The sequence below is a fragment of the Loktanella sp. M215 genome, assembly GCF_021735925.1.
Lineage (GTDB): Bacteria > Pseudomonadota > Alphaproteobacteria > Rhodobacterales > Rhodobacteraceae > Loktanella.
Map to the genome: position 1 here is coordinate 1,371,097 of NZ_WMEA01000001.1, position 15,826 is coordinate 1,386,922.

Sequence of the window (15,826 nt, forward strand, 5' to 3'; positions counted from 1 at the left end):
GTGACTTTCAGACAGGTTGCGCGGCGGGGCAGGACCGTTTGGTCAGCCAGCTGGCAACGCAGAGGTGCGTAAGAAGAAGCGCCAACGCCACCGCTGCGATCAGCGACAGCAGCAGGAAGGCGTCGTTGTAGGCCATGACCGTCGCCTGCGTGGCCGCATCGGTGGCGATGCCCGACACGGCCTGTGCCGTGCGCTGGGCGGGATCGCTGAGTGTGGGGGCCAGCCCCTGCGCCGCGGCGCCGATGCGCTGGGCGACGATGGGATCGGTCCGCGTGAGCTGGTCACCAAGGTCATGCATATGCAGGGCCTGACGCTGGGTGATGAAGCTGTTGAACAGCCCCGAGCCCATGACGCCACCGATGCTTTGCGTCGACAGAAAGACGATGATGAAGCTCAGGATATAGGTCGGCCCCTTGGCCAGCGCCCGCATCATCCCCGACAACATGGCAGGCGGCAGAAACAGGGCGCTGGCGAAGGCGATCATCGCTTGGCTGACATACATCTGCGCGGGGCGCGTCAGCAGCGTGGCGTGGCCGTCCATGAAGCCGCCCAAGGCGATCAGGATCAGGGCCGCGATGTGGAATGCGGGCTCTTTCCCCGGTTTCAGCAGCAGGGCGACGACCAGTCCGCCGACCAGACTGGCGGCGACGATGATCCAGAACAGGGGGGCGATCTGTGCAGACCCCAACCCCAGCGCCCGGAACAGGCCCGGCGCGCCAGAGGTCTGCTCCGACAGGATGATCCGGAACAACAGGAGCGCGCCGGTCAGGTGCAGGATGGCGGGGCTGGCGAGCCAGCGGATGTCCAGCAGCGGGGCCTTGCGGTTCAACTCGATCGCGACGGCCATGGCGCCTGCGGCGAGGGCTGTGGCCATCAGCTCTCCCAGCCACGGCGCTTGGGTCCAGTGCAGCGTGGCCCCCATCAGGAAAGCGATCGTCAAGCCGCCGAAGGCAATGGCAATCAGCGCGTAGCTGACGATATCAAGCACCGCGATCACGCGGGCACGGGGTTGCGGTGACAGGGGCATCAGGAACACGAGGCACAGGCTGATCAGCGCCATGCCCAGTCCCAGCGTATGGACCGGCGCCCAGCCCGCGTCGCCCAGCAAAGTGGGAGACAGCGCGCGCGCCAATGGCGATCCCAGCGTGATGAAGGTCAGCGCACCGGCCAGCCCGACGTTCAGCTTCTTCTCGGGGGGCAGCGGTTCCAGCATGTAAAGGAACGCCAGCGTCGACAGCGGGGCCGACACGCAGCCCGACACGAACTGGACCACGACGGCGGACTGCAGGTCGTCGATCAGGAAACTGGCGGCGGCGACGATGACGTAAAGGACAATGCCAACCTCGGCAAAGGCGCGCAGGCCGTATTGCGTGCGGATCTTGATGAGCAGCAGCGGCAGGGACGCGCGGGGCGCCATGTAGGCGGCCATCAGCCACAGGGACTGGTTCGTGGTGGCGCCCAGCTCTCCGCCGATCTGGGGCAGGTTGGCCGAGATGAAGCCCTGCGCCAGTCCTTGCGTCAGCGCCAGCATGGCCGAGGCCGCGAAATAGCCTGCCGCCCGGTGCCGCGCCATCGGGACGAAGGGCGGCCGGGTCGGGGCCTGCGGTTCCGGGTCCGGTTGGTTGACCGGGGTGGCGGTCTCCTCGCTCAGGGTGGGGTCGATCCGGCTCATGACTGGGGACCGTCCAGATTTGCGATCAATTGTTCGATCAGACGCGTCGCGGCGCGGATATCGTCGGGGTCGACGCCGTCAAACGCCTGACGGCGGATGCCGGCGCTGAAGGTCGCGATCCGGTCGGCCTTGGGGCGGGCGGGTTCGGTCAGGTAGATGCAGCGCACACGCTTGTCGCCGTCCATCTGGCGCCGTTCGATGAAGTCCGACTGTTCCAGCTTGTCCAGCAGGCGATTCAGGGTCGGCGTCTCGATCTCCAGTTCCTCGGCCAGTTCGGTCTGGGTCAGGCCTTCCTTCTCTTGAATCCTCTGGAGGGCGCGGGCGCGCGACAGGGTCATGTCCAGCGATTTCGCCTCGGCGTCGTAGCGCTTGCGCATGTCGCGCAAGAGCTTGAAGGCGAGGTCGAGGAAGTGGCGGCGCTCGTCTGACATCGGAATACCATTAGGTTAGCAACGATTAGTTAGCTAACTTTATGGTTGGCGCATTTCAAGGGTGCCCTTGCAGGATTTGTGCAAGGTCAGCTGAGGGCCGCCCGGACCTAGTCGGCCAGAACGACCATACCGCTGTGGGGCAGGCTGATCGTGACATCCGATCCGACGGCGGGCGGCGGGGTTTCGGACCGGTTGAAGGTATCGAGCGTCAGGCTTTGTTTGCCCAGATCGGCGGTGATCCGGATGATCGCGCCCAGAAACTGCACCTCTGTGATGCGGCCGGTCAAGGTGACGTCACCCGGTTGACCGGCGCCCAGCGTCGCGGATTCGGGGCGCATGGCCAAGGCCACCGGTGCACCCGCTGCAGCCTTGACCGGCCGGTTCAGCACGACCTGCGTGTCGCCCAGACTGACGGTGCCGGTGGCGGGATCGGTCAGGGTGGCGTCAAAGGTGTTCAGCGTGCCGACGAAGCCAGCGACAAAGCGCGTGGCGGGGTTGTTGTAGATCTCGAACGGGGTGCCGATCTGGTCGGCGCGGCCTTGGGTCATAACGACGACGCGGTCGGACATCGACAGCGCCTCTTCCTGATCGTGGGTGACGAAGATCGTGGTGATGCCAAGGCGTTGCTGGATCCCGCGAATCTCGCGCCGCAGGCTGGCGCGGATCTTGGCGTCGAGCGCGGACAGGGGTTCGTCCAGCAGCAGCACCTTGGGCCGCACCGCCAGCGCGCGGGCGAGGGCCACGCGCTGCTGCTGACCGCCCGAAAGCTGGAAAGGGTAGCGCGCGCCAAGGTCGGCGAGGCCGATCAGGGTCAGCATTTCCGTAACCCGGTCGGCGGTTTCTTTCCTGTCGATGCCTGCGACTTTCAGGCCGAAGGCCACGTTCTGCGCGACCGTCAGGTTTGGAAAGAGTGCATAGGCCTGAAACACCATGCCAATGTTGCGCTGGTTGGATTTCAGCCGCGTGACGTCCTGCCCGTCGATGCTGATGCTGCCTGCCGTCGGATCCTCGAACCCGCCGACCATGCGCAGCACCGTCGTCTTGCCGCAGCCCGACGGGCCGAGAAGAGAGACGAATTCGCCCTTCTCGATGCTCAGGTTGAAGTCCTTGACGACGTGGTTCGCGCCGAAGGATTTATCGAGGTGGGCCAGTTCCAGAAACGCCATGCATCAAGCTCTTTTATGTTTGGACAGGCGGCTGACCATCTGGATCAGGCCCATGCAGGCCCAGGTGATCGCGAATGCGATCACGGCGAGCGCTGCGGGTTCATAGGCGCGGTTGGCGCCGAGGATCTGCATATAGGGGCCAAAGGCAGGCCGGTTCAGCAGTGCGGCCATGGTGAATTCGCCGATCACGATGGCAAGCGTCAGAAAGGCGCCCGACAGCACCGCGCCCAGCACGTTGGGCAGGATCAGGGTCGACATGATGCGGAACCAGCCGGCGCCAAGGGACTGCGCGGCCTCGGTCAGGGTGGCGACGTCGATGCTGCGGAGGCCCGTATCGACGGCGCGGTACATGTAGGGCAGGGCGAGTGTCGCGTAGCCGAACATCAGCAGGATGTTCGTGCCGGTGACAGAGCCCGTCAGCGGCAGGAAACTGGAGGTGTTGTAGAGCCTGATGTAGCCGAAGACGACGACGATGGCGGGAATGACGAGGGGCAGCAGTGTCACGAATTCCACCACCGGGCGCAGGGCGGGCATTTTCAACTGCACCCAGTAGGCGGTGGGTACCACCAGCAGCACGCCAAAGATGATCGTGACCAGCGCCATCACCAGCGAATAGACAAAGGTCGCCTGAAACTGCGGGTCCGCCAGCACGACGCGGTAGGCGTCGAGGGAATAGACTCCGCGCCGCATCGACAGCGAGAATTCGGCCATGCCGATCATCGGCATCAGGAAATAAAGGCACCCGAAGATGATGGCGGCATAGGCGGCGACGCGGTTCATTTCAGCCACCTCTCGGCCCGCAGGCGCAGCACGATATAAAGCGTGTTGGCGGCCCCGGTGATCAGGATCATCCCGAAGGCCAGCGCATAGCCAAGGTTCGGATTGCCCAGCACGTCGCCCCGGATCTGCGCATAAAGCAGGATTGGCGCGATGTTCAAAGACGGGCCGGTGAGGGCGATGGCGGTGGCGACGGCGCCGAAGGCGTTCGCGAACAGCAGCGCCATGGTGCCAAGGATCGAGGGGAACAGGATCGGCAGGGCGACCATGCGCCAGTATTGCGCGCGTGTTGCGCCGAGGATGTCAGCGGCTTCGCGCCATTCACGCTTCAGCCCTTCCAGCGCGGGTGTGATGATGAGGATCATCAGCGGGATCTGGAAGAAGAGGTAGGTGATGATCAGGCCCCATGTGCTCAGCAGGTTCCAGCCATACATGCGCAGGTTGATGCCCCATTCGGTGCGCAGATACATGGTGATCAGGCCCGCCGGGCCGATGGTCGCGATGAAGGCAAAGGCCAGCGGCACGCCGGCAAAGTTCGAGGCCACGCCGGAGAAGGTCATCAACGGGCTTTTGACGCGTTTGCTGACGCCCCCCAGCGTCATCGCGGCAGCCATGGCGAAGCCGATCAGGCACCCCAGCAGGGCGGACAAGAAGCTGACCTTGATCGACACCCAGTAGGCGGACAGGATCGTCGGCGTGTTCAGGTCAAGGATGTTCTGTAATGTAAAGCCACCGGCGGGTGTGCGGAATGCGCCGATCACGATGAACAGCGTCGGTGCGATCAGGAACAGACCGGTGAACAGCATGAAGGGCACGAGGCCCACCCATCTTTGCGCCGTATCAACGAGTGTCGCGTGTCGCGCCATCAGGCCCCGCCTTTGAAATACCTCTCCCGGACAAGTCCGGGAGAGGCGTTGTCATGTCAACCGCTTACTGGACGTTTGCACCGACTGTGCTGTCCCAGCCCGCCACGACGGCGGCGTTGTTCGCGTTCACCTGATCAAGGGTCGGGAACACGGCAGCCTCGTAGCTGGCGGCGGGCGGCAGCGCGTCCATCAGGTCCTGCGGGATCGAACCCGCCTTGGCGAGGTCATTGAACCGGATCGGGTGGCAGTAGCCGGCCAGCCAGCCCAGCTGGCCTTCGTCGGAATAAAGGTATTCCATCCAGAGCTTGGCCGCGTTGGGCTGCGGCGCATGGGCGCTGATCGCCTGCACGTAGACACCGGCGAGGACGGCGTCGGAGGGGACCACGATCTCGACCGGGGGGTTGCCGTTCAGAGTCTCGCGCGCGGACAGGCCGTTGTAGTCCCACTGGATCACGATGGGCGTCGTGCCCTGCGCCAGCGTGCCGGCCTTGCCGATCACGGGGACGAAATTGCCCATCTTGTTCATCTCGGCAAAGTATTCCAGACCGGCCTTGGCGGCGGCCTCGCCCGGCTCTGCACCGGTGGACATGCCGGCGGCCATCACGGCAAGGATCGCCTGGTTGGACGCGCGGGGGTCACCGGCCAGTGCCACGGCACCGGCATATTCCGGCTTCAGCAGGTCCGCAAAGGAGGTCGGCACGTTGTCCACCAGATCGGTGTTCACGAGGAACGACATCACACCGTAGTAGTCGCCGTACCAGTTGCCATCCGCATCCTTGGCGCCTTCGGGAATGCTGTCCCAGGTGGCGACCTTGTAGGGCTGCACAAGGCCCTCTTCCATCGCGGCGGGGCCAAAGGACAGGCCGACGTCGATCACGTCAGGCGCCTGCGGGCCGGTGTTGCCGACGTTGGCGCGGATTGCCTCCAGCTCGTCCGCCGATCCTGCATCGGGGTTCAGTTCGTTGACCTCGATGTCGGGATACTTCGCCTTGAACCCGTCGATGACGGCGCCATAGCCGCACCAGCTGTGGGGCAGGGCGATGGTGGTCAGGCGGCCTTCGGCATTGGCGGCGGCGACCAGCTCGTCCATCGACTGGGCCTGCGCCAGCGGGGCGAACAGCACGGAAACGGCGCTGACGGTTGTCAGCAATGTGGTTTTCGAGATCATGGGAAACTCCGATCATGATTGCAGCGGAACGTGTCGGCAGCCGTTAACCGGGCCGGATGACAGTGGTGTGACTACGTTAGCCGGGTCAGTGCTTAACGCAAGCGGAAGTCTGAACAGCATTGCCCAAAGGTTCAGCAATCCGAGACCCAGGCCGCGGGGGCCGCGACCTTGGTCTTTCCGTCCGGCGCGCGACCTGTAGGATGGATGCGAACAAAGGGTTATCCTCATGTCTTATCGCGCGACCGTCGGCGGCCACGTCTTTAAATTCGCCACTCTGGCCGAGGTGATGGCGAAGGCGACCCCGGACCGGGCGGGCGACCGGCTGGCCGGGGTGGCCGCGCAGACGGCGCGTGAACGGGCGGCGGCGCAGGTCGTGCTGGCGGATCTGCCGCTTGCCACCTTCCTGACCGAGGCGCTGATCCCCTACGAGGACGACGCGGTTACGCGTCTGATCGTCGATACGCACGATGCTGCGGCGTTCGCGCCCATCTCCCACCTGACGGTCGGCGATTTCCGCGACTGGCTGCTGTCGGACTTGGCCACGACGCCCGTTCTGGCCGCGCTGCGCCGCGGCATCACGCCGGAAATGGCAGCGGCGGTCGCCAAGATCATGCGCAATCAGGATTTGATTCTTGTCGCCAAGAAATGCCACGTGACGACCGCCTTTCGCGACACCATCGGTCTGCCGGGCCGGCTGTCGACGCGCATCCAGCCGAACCACCCGACCGACGATGTGAATGGCATTGCTGCGTCCATCCTTGACGGGTTGATGTATGCGGGGGGCGACGCGGTGATCGGCATCAACCCGGCGACGGATAACGTCGCACAAGCCAGCCGGCTGTCGCATCTGATGGCCGATATCATCGACCAATATGCGATCCCGACCCAGTCCTGCGTCCTGACCCATGTGACCAACACGCTGGAATGCATCGAAGCCGGCGCCCCCGTCGATCTGGTGTTCCAAAGCGTTGGCGGCACCGAGGCCACGAACACCTCTTTCGGCTTCAACCTGTCCGATCTGGCCGAGGCGCGGGATGCCGCCCTGTCGCTGAACCGTGGAACAGTGGGGCAGAACGTCATGTATTTCGAAACGGGGCAGGGGTCTTCGCTGTCGGCGGGCGCACACCACGGCCTTGACCAGCAGACCTGCGAGGCGCGGGCCTATGCCGTCGCGCGCCATTTCGATCCGCTGCTGGTCAATACGGTCGTGGGCTTCATCGGGCCGGAGTATCTGTTCGACGGCCGAGAGATTGCCCGCGCGGGGCTGGAGGATCATTTCTGCGGCAAGCTGCTGGGCCTGCCGATGGGCTGCGACGTCTGCTATACCAATCACGCCGACGCGGACCAGAACGACATGGATACGCTGATGACCCTGCTGGGCGTCGCCGGTGTCACCTTCATCATGGGAATCCCGGGGGCGGACGACATCATGCTGAACTATCAGACGACCTCGTTCCACGACGCGTTGTATCTGCGCCGGGTATTGGGGCTGAAGCCCGCGCCGGAGTTCGATGCCTGGCTGGGCCGCATGGGCATCATGGACAGCGCCGACGGCTTTCGCCTGCAGGGCGGCATTCCCGACGGCTTTGCCCGCAGTCTTGCGCGGTTGCAGCCATGACCGCACCGGGCCCACTGACCGAAGATCCGTGGCGCATCCTGCGTCAATTTACCGATGCGCGGATCGGCTTGGGGCGGGTGGGGACCAGCCTGCCGACGCGGGAATTGCTGGCCTTTCAGCAGGCCCATGCGCAGGCCCGTGACGCTGTCCATCTGCCGCTGGACGTGGACGCGCTGACGGCCGGTCTGGCCGGGATCGCGGGACTGGCCCCGGCCATCGCGCTGCGCAGTCAGGCGGTGGACCGGAACGATTACCTGCGCCACCCGCCCAAGGGCGGCAAGCTGTTGGCTGTCGATGCGGACCGGCTGACGCCCGATCGACCGGACCTTGCGTTGGTTATCGCCGACGGTCTGTCGTCCCTTGCCGTCCAGCGCAACACGGTGCCGTTTCTACAGGCGTTCCTGCCGCTGCGACCGGACCTGCGGATTGCCGCACCGGTCATCGTGACCCAGGGCCGTGTCGCCATCGGTGATCACGTCGGCGCCCTGCTGCAGGCGCGGGCCGTGCTCGTCCTGATCGGAGAGCGGCCGGGGCTGTCCTCGCCCGATTCGCTCGGCCTCTATTTCACATGGGCGCCCGCGCTGGGGCTGAACGATGCCCGTCGGAACTGCATCTCGAATGTGCGGCCTGCGGGTCTGGAGCCGAAGCGTGCCGCGGTACGGGCGGCCTACGTGCTGGGGCAGGCTGAGGCGTTGAATCTGTCCGGCGTTGCGCTGAAGGACCGCTCTGCTGATCCAAGTGGCATCGCAGGTGAAAGCACGCGGACATTCCTGTCGCCGCCTGCGTCCTGAGGCACGTCTTACGCTAACGAAAAACAACCGATGGGCGATTTCCGCCTGTCGTGGTAAATCCCGTTGCGCTGAATTTTAATTCCGTATAGTGGAACTGTATTCGTATAAGTGGAAGTTCTGGGAGGAGCGACGATGAGAACGACTTTGACTGCCGCAACGGTGGCCTTTGGCATGGCGGCAACGTCGCTGGCCGCGCAAACCACACTGATTCTGGGCGAGGCGGGTCCGAACCGCGGTGCCCGCGCCGAGGCGACGCAGGCCTTTGCCGACGACGTGGCGGCCCGCACCAATGGCGATGTCACCATCGACATCCAGTGGGGCGGCGCGCTGTTCAAGGCCGACGCGGCTTTGCAGGGTGTCAGCGATGGCGTGGCCGACCTTGGCACGATCATCGGCGTCTACTTTCCGCAGGAAATGGTCGCCTACGACATCGCCGACCTGCCGCTGCTGAACAGCGACGCCTGGGTCGGCATGCGCGCCACGGACGAGCTGATGCGCACCGATCCCGCGATCACCGAAAATCTCGCGGTGCAGGATCTGGTCTATCTGGGCACGTTCACGACCTCTGCCGTGAACATCGGCTGCAAGGGTGCGGCGATCCGCACGGTCGACGATGTCTCTGGTCTGAAGGTGCGCGGTGTGGGTGCCTACGGTGATGTCTTCCGCGACCTCGGGGCCAACATGGTCGCCATGCCGATCTATGACGCCTATCAGGGTCTCGATACCGGTTTGCTGGATTGCTCGCAGGGCTATTCCTATGCCGTGGCCGCGCTGAAGCAGCAGGAAGTCATGAGCAGCTACACGATCCTGAACTGGGGTCAGGTCGGCGCGCTGGGCATCTTCATGAACAAATTTGCCTATGATGCGCTGACACCCGAACAGCAGACCGCGCTGAACGAAGCCGGTGTTGGCATGGCCGATACGCTGGGCGAGCTGATCAACGCCGACAACGACGCGGCCGTGCAGACGATGAAAGACGCGGGCGTCGAGGTGATCGAACTGGATGCGGCCGAGCGTGACAAGCTGGTCGAGCGCGGCGCACCCTACATCGACGCTTGGGTCGAGCAGGCGACGGCCGCCGGTCTGGACGGTGCGGGCATGCTCGCGACCTACCGCGAGCTGCTGGACAAATACACCGCAGAGCGCGACGCGCAGGGCTATCCCTGGACACGTTGACCTGACCACGGGCTGCGCCGTCATGACGGCGCAGCCCGGCTTTTACGCATGAATTCTAGGGGAGGGGCCGATGCTGTATCGCATCGAACGGCTGTTGCTTGATCTGGCGTGCTGTGCCGTGGTCGCACTTGGGCTATTGATCACCGTCAGTGTCCTGCTGCGCATCACCGTCAATTCCGGCGTGCCGGACACGATCGTCATGGTCCGCGAACTGATGGTCGTCGCCATCGTCCTGCCGCTGGCCGCCGCAACCACCGCCCGCGCGCACATCGTGGTAGAGTTCCTGTCGAACCGCCTGCCGATGCGCGCGCAGGGCTGGCTGGTCGTCTTCGGTGGCCTCGTCGGTCTGTTTGCCCTGTCCCCACTGCTGTACGCCGGGTGGAGCGAGGTGACCCACACCATCGGCAGCGGCAGCTATTATTTCGGCCAGTTGAACCTGCCGAAGTGGCCGGGCCGCGTGCTGTTCCTGATCGGCATGTCGTTCTGCTGGCTGCGGCTGTTGCTGCTGGTCATTGCCGACATCCGCACCCTGCGGGCCGGTGGCATCCCGGCGCTGTCGGAAACCACCTCCTCCACCTTCGCCGAAGAGGATCATTCCTGATGGACGGCACATTGATCGGCCTGATCGCCTTTGCCGCCGTGATCGGCCTGCTGGCGCTGCGCGTGCCCATCGCCTTTGCGCTGGCGGGCATCGGCACTATCGGCACTTTTGTCATTTTCGCCACCCGCACCGGGGCGTTTACGCCGGACAGGGCGATGCGGCCCACGACCTCTCTGGTGTTTTCCAACTCCTTCGACCTGATCCATTCCTACGACCTGTCGATGATCCCGCTGTTCATCGCCCTTGGACACATCGCTTACCGTGCCGACATCACGACACGCATCTATGACGCCGCGCGCGTCTGGCTGGCCAAGGTGCCGGGCGGGGTCGCCATGGCGTCCGTCGTCGGCTGCGGCGGGTTTTCGGCTATCACGGGATCGTCCATTGCCTGTGCCTCTACCATGGGTCGCATCTGCTCGCCCGAGATGCTGCGCATGGGTTATGACAAGGGTCTTGCCACCGCATCCGTCGCGGCGGGCGGCACGCTGGGGTCGCTGATCCCGCCGTCGGTGCTGTTCATCATCTACGGGATCTTTACGGAAACCTCGATTTCCTCCCTGTTTCTGGCGGGGATCCTGCCGGGGATCCTGTCGCTGGCAGGCTTTCTGCTGGCGATCTATGTCTGGGTGAAGTCCAAGCCAGAGGCCGCCCCCGCCTACGAGGGCGAGATTTCCCTGCAGGACAAACTGGCCGCCGCCGTGGGCGCTTGGCCTGCCATCGCGCTCTTTGGCTTGATCGTCGGCGGCATCTACGGCGGTTTCTTCACCGCGACCGAGGCTGCGGCCATCTGCGTCGCCGCCGCCTGCCTGATCGGCTTCGCGCAGCACAAGCTGTCCTTGCACGACCTGTGGGACTCCTTGCGCGAGACCTGCATCCAGACGTCGAGCATCTTTCTGATCGCCGCCGCCGCCAAGATCTTTGTCGCCTTCATCGCGCTGACGGGTGTTGCACCTGCCATCGTGACGGCTGTCGGTGATGCGCAACTTTCGCCCGCTTTCCTGCTGGCCGCCATCGCGGTGATCTACCTGATCCTCGGCATGTTCCTCGACCCCATCGGAATCATGGTGCTGACCCTGCCGCTGATGGTGCCGCTGGTCGAAAGCTACGGTTTCAACCTGATCTGGTTCGGCGTCGTGGTGGTCAAACTGCTGGAGATCGGGTTGATCACGCCGCCCGTCGGCCTGAACGTCTTTGTCATCAGCAACGTCGTGGGCAAGGCCGTGCCGATCGACAAGATTTTCGCCGGCATCTGGCGGTTCCTTGCGATCGACGTGGTCGTTCTGATCCTGCTGATGAGCTTTCCGATCATCTCGCTTCTGATTCCGAACTCGCTATAGATGACGCGGGGTCAGACAGGATGAACACGATGGACAGCGAAATCGAGAAGGACCGGCGCTTTGCCACGACGCTGGCGCGGGGGCTGAGCGTCTTGCGGGCCTTCCGCCCCTCTGACGACGGCTTAGGCAATGCCGAGATTTCGGACCGCACAGGCCTGCCGAAATCCACCGTCTCGCGGCTGACCTTCACGCTGCAGGCGCTGGGCTATCTGACACACGCCCGCCGCCACGACCGGTACCGCCCCGGTCCCGCGCTGCTGGCGCTGGGCAATATGGCGAGTGCATCGCTGTCCTTTGTCGACCTGTCCGGGCCGTTGATGCAACGTCTGGCGGACGAGACGGGGACACTGTCGCTGATGCTGGTCCGCGATCTGGGGCGGATGCTCATCGTCAAGACATGGCGTCCGCGCAATGTCGCGTCCCTGTGGCTGGAAGTCGGGCACAGGCTGCCGCTGCATGGGTCGTCCTCGGGCCATTGCATGCTGGCTGCCTTGTCCGAGGACGGCTTTGCGGCTGCCGTCAGAGATGCGGACGGCGACCGTGGACTGACCCCGGCGCAGGCCGTCGCGGACCGCAGCGCCGCACACAACCAGATCGTGACGCAGGGTTTCGTCATCACCGACCCCGACAGCTATTTCGCGGCCAACATCCATGCCGTCGCCGTGCCGTTTCTGGCGCGAGAGTTGGGAGAGCCCGTGATCTTTACCTGCGGCGCGATGCCCGAGGCGCTGCCCGTCGCCCGCATGCAGGACGAGGTGGGACCAAAGCTGCTGGGCACCGTGCGCGATCTTGAACGGATGATGGGGCAGGGCGGAAGCGCTGGCATGCGGAATCTATAATTCCGCATAGTAGAATATAGTTTTGCATGTTGAAATGATGGCGCAATGCGTTATGTCATAGCCCAACACGGCGGAGGAGACGGTCATGGCGAAGGTAGACTATACAATCGAAGGCGATATCGCCGTCATCACGGTCGATAATCCGCCGGTGAACGCTTTGGGGCAGGTCGTGCGGCAAGGGCTGTGGGACGCCATCACCCGTTTTGACGACGACGCTGCGGCGCAGGCTGCCGTCATCATCGGCGCGGGCCGTCTTTTCATCGGTGGCGCCGACATCACCGAATTCGGCAAGCCGCCCGTTGCGCCTTTTCTGCCGGACGTCATCAACCGGATCGCCGCGGCGATAAAGCCGGTCGTCGCAGCCATCCACGGCACCGCCCTTGGTGGCGGGCTGGAGGTGGCGTTGGGCGCGCATTACCGGATCGCCACCGCCACGGCCAAACTGGGTCTGCCGGAGGTGACACTCGGCGTGATCCCCGGTGCCGGCGGTACCCAGCGGATGCCGCGCCTTGTCGGGCTGGAGGCCGCCTTGGGCCTGATGACGGGTGGCAAGCCGGTCAGCGGAGCGCAGGCGCTGGACATGGGATTTGTCGATACGCTGTCCGATGGCGACTTGCGCGCCGACGCGCTGGCCTACGCGGCACACCTTGTGGCCGACGGGGCCGGGCCGCGCGCTGTGACCGACCTGCCGTTCCCCGGCGCCGACCCTGACCTGATCGCCACATGGCGCCAGCGTCTGACCAAGACCGCCAAGGGGCAGGTCGCCCCGCTGGCCGTGCTGGATGCCGTCATCGCGGGGACGACGCTGCCTTTTAACGAGGCCTTGGCCGAGGAGCGTCGCCTGTTCCTGTCAATGCTCGACACGCCGCAGCGGTCCGGCCTGATGCACGCCTTCTTTGCCGAACGCGCCGTGGCCAAGGTGCCAGAGATCGACGGCGTCTCGCCGCGCGACATCAGCCGCACCGGCGTGATCGGCGGCGGCACCATGGGGGCCGGCATCGCGACTGCGATGGTGCTGGCCGGTCTGCACGTGACGCTGGTCGAACGCGACGACGCCGCGGCCGACAAGGCCCGCGACACCATTGCCCGCAACCTGGCCAGCGCCGTCAAGCGCGGCAAGCTGACCGAGGCAGGGCGCGACGCGATCCTGTCGGATATGCTGGCGACGGTGGTGGGCTATGACGTCCTGTCCGACGCCGATCTGGTGGTCGAGGCCGTGTTCGAAAACATGGACGTCAAGACAGAGGTCTTCGCGGAACTCGACCGGGTCTGCAAGCCCGGTGCGGTGCTGGCGACGAACACGTCATACCTCGACGTAGACCGGATTGCGCAGGCGACCAAGCGGCCCGCAGACGTGATCGGACTGCACTTCTTCTCCCCGGCGCATGTGATGAAGCTACTGGAAATCGTGGTGGCCGACGCGACGGCGACCGACGTGACGGCAACGGCCTTCGCACTGGCCAAGCGTCTGGGCAAGATCGGCGTGCGCGCCGGTGTCTGCGACGGCTTCATCGGCAACCGCATCCTGTCGCATTACCGCACGGCGGTGGACCACATGGTGCTGGATGGGGCGAGCCCCTATGCCGTGGACGCCGCACTGGTCGATTTCGGCTTTGCCATGGGGCCGTATCAGGTCAGCGACCTCGCCGGCCTCGACATCGGATACATGACCCGTCAGCGCAAGGCGGCGGATGCGCATCCGCGCGACCGCTCACCGGTGTTCGCTGACGCGCTTTATCACGAAGGCTGGCTGGGTCAGAAGACCAAGCATGGCTATTACATCTACGACGCGGACAGCCCGAAGGGCCGCCCGGACGACGCCGTGACCGCGATCATCGACAAATCCCGCGCAGATCTGGGCCTGACGCCGCGCGCCTTTACCGCGGATGAAATCGTGCGTCGCACCATGGCCGCGATGGTGAACGAGGCCGCCTGGGTGGTGGACGAGGGTATCGCGCAGCGCCCCTCGGACGTCGATGTCGTGTTCCTGTCGGGCTACGGCTTTCCGCGCCATCGCGGCGGGCCGCTGCAGTATGCCGATACGGTCGGACTGGAGAGCATCCTGTCTGACATCCGTGCCTTCGCCACGACCGACGATCATTTCTGGACCCCCGCACCGCTGCTGGAGCGGCTGGTGGCGGACGGTCAAACCTTTGCCAGCCTGAACCGCTGATCCCGACCCGTTGAAAGGACATCCCATGTCATATCCCGTCATCGTCTCTGTCGCCCGCACCGCCATCGGCAAGGCCGGGCGCGGCGCGTTCAACATGACCCACGGCGCCACGATGGGCGGCCATGTCGCACAGGCTGCAGTGGACCGCGCGGGCATCGACCCCGCGTTGATCGAAGACAGCATCTGGGGCACCGGCTATCCGGAATATGTCACGGGCGGCAACATCGCGCGGCAGATCGTAAGCCGTGCAGGCCTGCCCGTATCCATCGCCGGCACGACAGTGAACCGCTTCTGCGCCAGCGGATTGCAGGCCATCGCCATGGGCGGACACATGATTGTGCAGGAGGGGGCGAAAGCCATCCTCGTCGGCGGGGTCGAGAGTATCTCCATGGTGCAACCGCCCGTCCGCAACTCGCGCGAGGCCTGGATCCTGGAGAACAAGCCCGACCTTTACATGCCGATGGTGGAAACCGCCGACATCGTCGCCGCCCGCTATGGCGTGAGTCGCGCGGCGCAGGACGAGCTGGGCCTGCAAAGCCAGCAACGCACCGCAGCAGCGCAGAAGGCCGGCAAGTTCGACGATGAAATCGTGCCGATGACCGTGACCATGCAGGTGATGGACAAGGCGACGAAGGAAACCTCGGAGCAAGAGATCACCATCGCGCAGGATGAATGCAATCGCCCCTCGACCACGCTGGAGGGGTTGCAAAAGCTGTCGCCCGTGCGCGGCGAGGATCAGTTCATCACGGCGGGCAACGCCTCGCAATTGTCCGACGGTGCCGCTGCACTTGTGATGATGGACGCGAAAGAGGCGACGCGCGCGGGCCTGACACCGCTGGGCGCCTTCCGCGGCTTCGCCGTAGCGGGCTGCGAGCCGAACGAGATGGGCATCGGTCCGATCTACGCCGTGCCGCGCCTGCTGGAACGCGCTGGGCTGACGGTCGATGACATCGACCTGTGGGAGCTGAACGAGGCGTTTGCCAGCCAGCTGATCTATTGCCGCGACCATCTGCACATCGACAACGACAAGTTGAACGTGAACGGTGGGTCCATCGCCGTCGGTCATCCGTTTGGCATGACGGGTGCCCGCATGACCGGCCATCTGCTGATCGAAGGCAAGCGGCGCGGCGCCAAGCTGGGCGTCGTCACCATGTGCGTCGGTGGCGGCCAGGGGGCTGCCGGCCTGTTCGAGATTTATTGAAGGGGAAGTG

14 protein-coding genes are annotated in these 15,826 nt (G+C 64.8%); 8 read left to right on the forward strand and 6 right to left on the reverse strand.

Annotated features, from left to right (window positions below; genetic code table 11):
* Positions 1-7: 7 nt before the first annotated feature.
* The 6 genes from GLR48_RS06675 to GLR48_RS06700 form a co-directional block, all read right to left on the reverse strand.
* Entirely contained in the window at positions 8-1,672 is a 1,665-nt protein-coding gene (locus GLR48_RS06675) for an MFS transporter (protein ID WP_237059909.1), read from the reverse strand.
* Positions 1,669-2,103 (reverse strand): MarR family winged helix-turn-helix transcriptional regulator, encoded by a 435-nt coding sequence (locus GLR48_RS06680; protein ID WP_237059911.1) that lies wholly within the window; start codon positions 2,101-2,103, stop codon positions 1,669-1,671. Before GLR48_RS06680 ends, GLR48_RS06675 begins: the two co-directional genes overlap by 4 nt.
* 107 nt (positions 2,104-2,210) lie before the next feature.
* Complete coding sequence (locus tag GLR48_RS06685) at positions 2,211-3,269, reverse strand: ABC transporter ATP-binding protein (protein WP_237059913.1); 1,059 nt, start codon at positions 3,267-3,269, stop codon at positions 2,211-2,213.
* Positions 3,270-3,272: 3 nt separating this feature from the next.
* On the reverse strand, positions 3,273-4,049 hold the full coding sequence (locus tag GLR48_RS06690) for an ABC transporter permease (RefSeq protein ID WP_237059915.1): 777 nt from the start codon (positions 4,047-4,049) through the stop codon (positions 3,273-3,275).
* Positions 4,046-4,912: an ABC transporter permease gene (locus GLR48_RS06695; protein WP_237059917.1), complete on the reverse strand. Its 867-nt coding sequence runs from the start codon at positions 4,910-4,912 to the stop codon at positions 4,046-4,048. The genes GLR48_RS06690 and GLR48_RS06695 overlap by 4 nt, the downstream gene beginning before the upstream one ends.
* Positions 4,913-4,976: 64 nt before the next feature.
* Positions 4,977-6,080: an ABC transporter substrate-binding protein gene (locus tag GLR48_RS06700; protein ID WP_237059919.1), complete on the reverse strand. Its 1,104-nt coding sequence runs from the start codon at positions 6,078-6,080 to the stop codon at positions 4,977-4,979.
* A 226-nt stretch (positions 6,081-6,306) separates the two neighbouring features.
* Between GLR48_RS06700 and GLR48_RS06705 the strand changes: the two genes are divergently transcribed.
* The 8 genes from GLR48_RS06705 to GLR48_RS06740 all read left to right on the forward strand — a co-directional run bounded on the left by GLR48_RS06705 (position 6,307) and on the right by GLR48_RS06740 (position 15,816).
* Positions 6,307-7,698 (forward strand): ethanolamine ammonia-lyase subunit EutB, encoded by a 1,392-nt coding sequence (locus GLR48_RS06705; protein WP_237059921.1) that lies wholly within the window; start codon positions 6,307-6,309, stop codon positions 7,696-7,698.
* Positions 7,695-8,489 (forward strand): ethanolamine ammonia-lyase subunit EutC, encoded by a 795-nt coding sequence (gene eutC, locus GLR48_RS06710; protein WP_237059923.1) that lies wholly within the window; start codon positions 7,695-7,697, stop codon positions 8,487-8,489. Before GLR48_RS06705 ends, eutC begins: the two co-directional genes overlap by 4 nt.
* 132 nt (positions 8,490-8,621) lie before the next feature.
* Positions 8,622-9,665 (forward strand): C4-dicarboxylate TRAP transporter substrate-binding protein, encoded by a 1,044-nt coding sequence (locus GLR48_RS06715; protein WP_237059925.1) that lies wholly within the window; start codon positions 8,622-8,624, stop codon positions 9,663-9,665.
* Between the two features lie 70 nt (positions 9,666-9,735).
* Positions 9,736-10,266, forward strand: coding sequence for a TRAP transporter small permease (locus tag GLR48_RS06720; protein WP_237059927.1), 531 nt, complete (start codon positions 9,736-9,738; stop codon positions 10,264-10,266).
* Entirely contained in the window at positions 10,266-11,603 is a 1,338-nt protein-coding gene (locus GLR48_RS06725; protein WP_237059935.1) for a TRAP transporter large permease, read from the forward strand. Before GLR48_RS06720 ends, GLR48_RS06725 begins: the two co-directional genes overlap by 1 nt.
* 29 nt (positions 11,604-11,632) lie before the next feature.
* The gene (locus GLR48_RS06730; protein ID WP_237059936.1) at positions 11,633-12,442 is read left to right on the forward strand and encodes an IclR family transcriptional regulator; all 810 of its coding nucleotides are present in this window, start codon (positions 11,633-11,635) and stop codon (positions 12,440-12,442) included.
* Positions 12,443-12,527: 85 nt separating this feature from the next.
* Positions 12,528-14,615 (forward strand): 3-hydroxyacyl-CoA dehydrogenase NAD-binding domain-containing protein, encoded by a 2,088-nt coding sequence (locus GLR48_RS06735; RefSeq protein ID WP_237059938.1) that lies wholly within the window; start codon positions 12,528-12,530, stop codon positions 14,613-14,615.
* A 25-nt stretch (positions 14,616-14,640) separates the two neighbouring features.
* Positions 14,641-15,816 (forward strand): acetyl-CoA C-acyltransferase, encoded by a 1,176-nt coding sequence (locus GLR48_RS06740; RefSeq protein WP_237059947.1) that lies wholly within the window; start codon positions 14,641-14,643, stop codon positions 15,814-15,816.
* Positions 15,817-15,826: the final 10 nt, after the last annotated feature.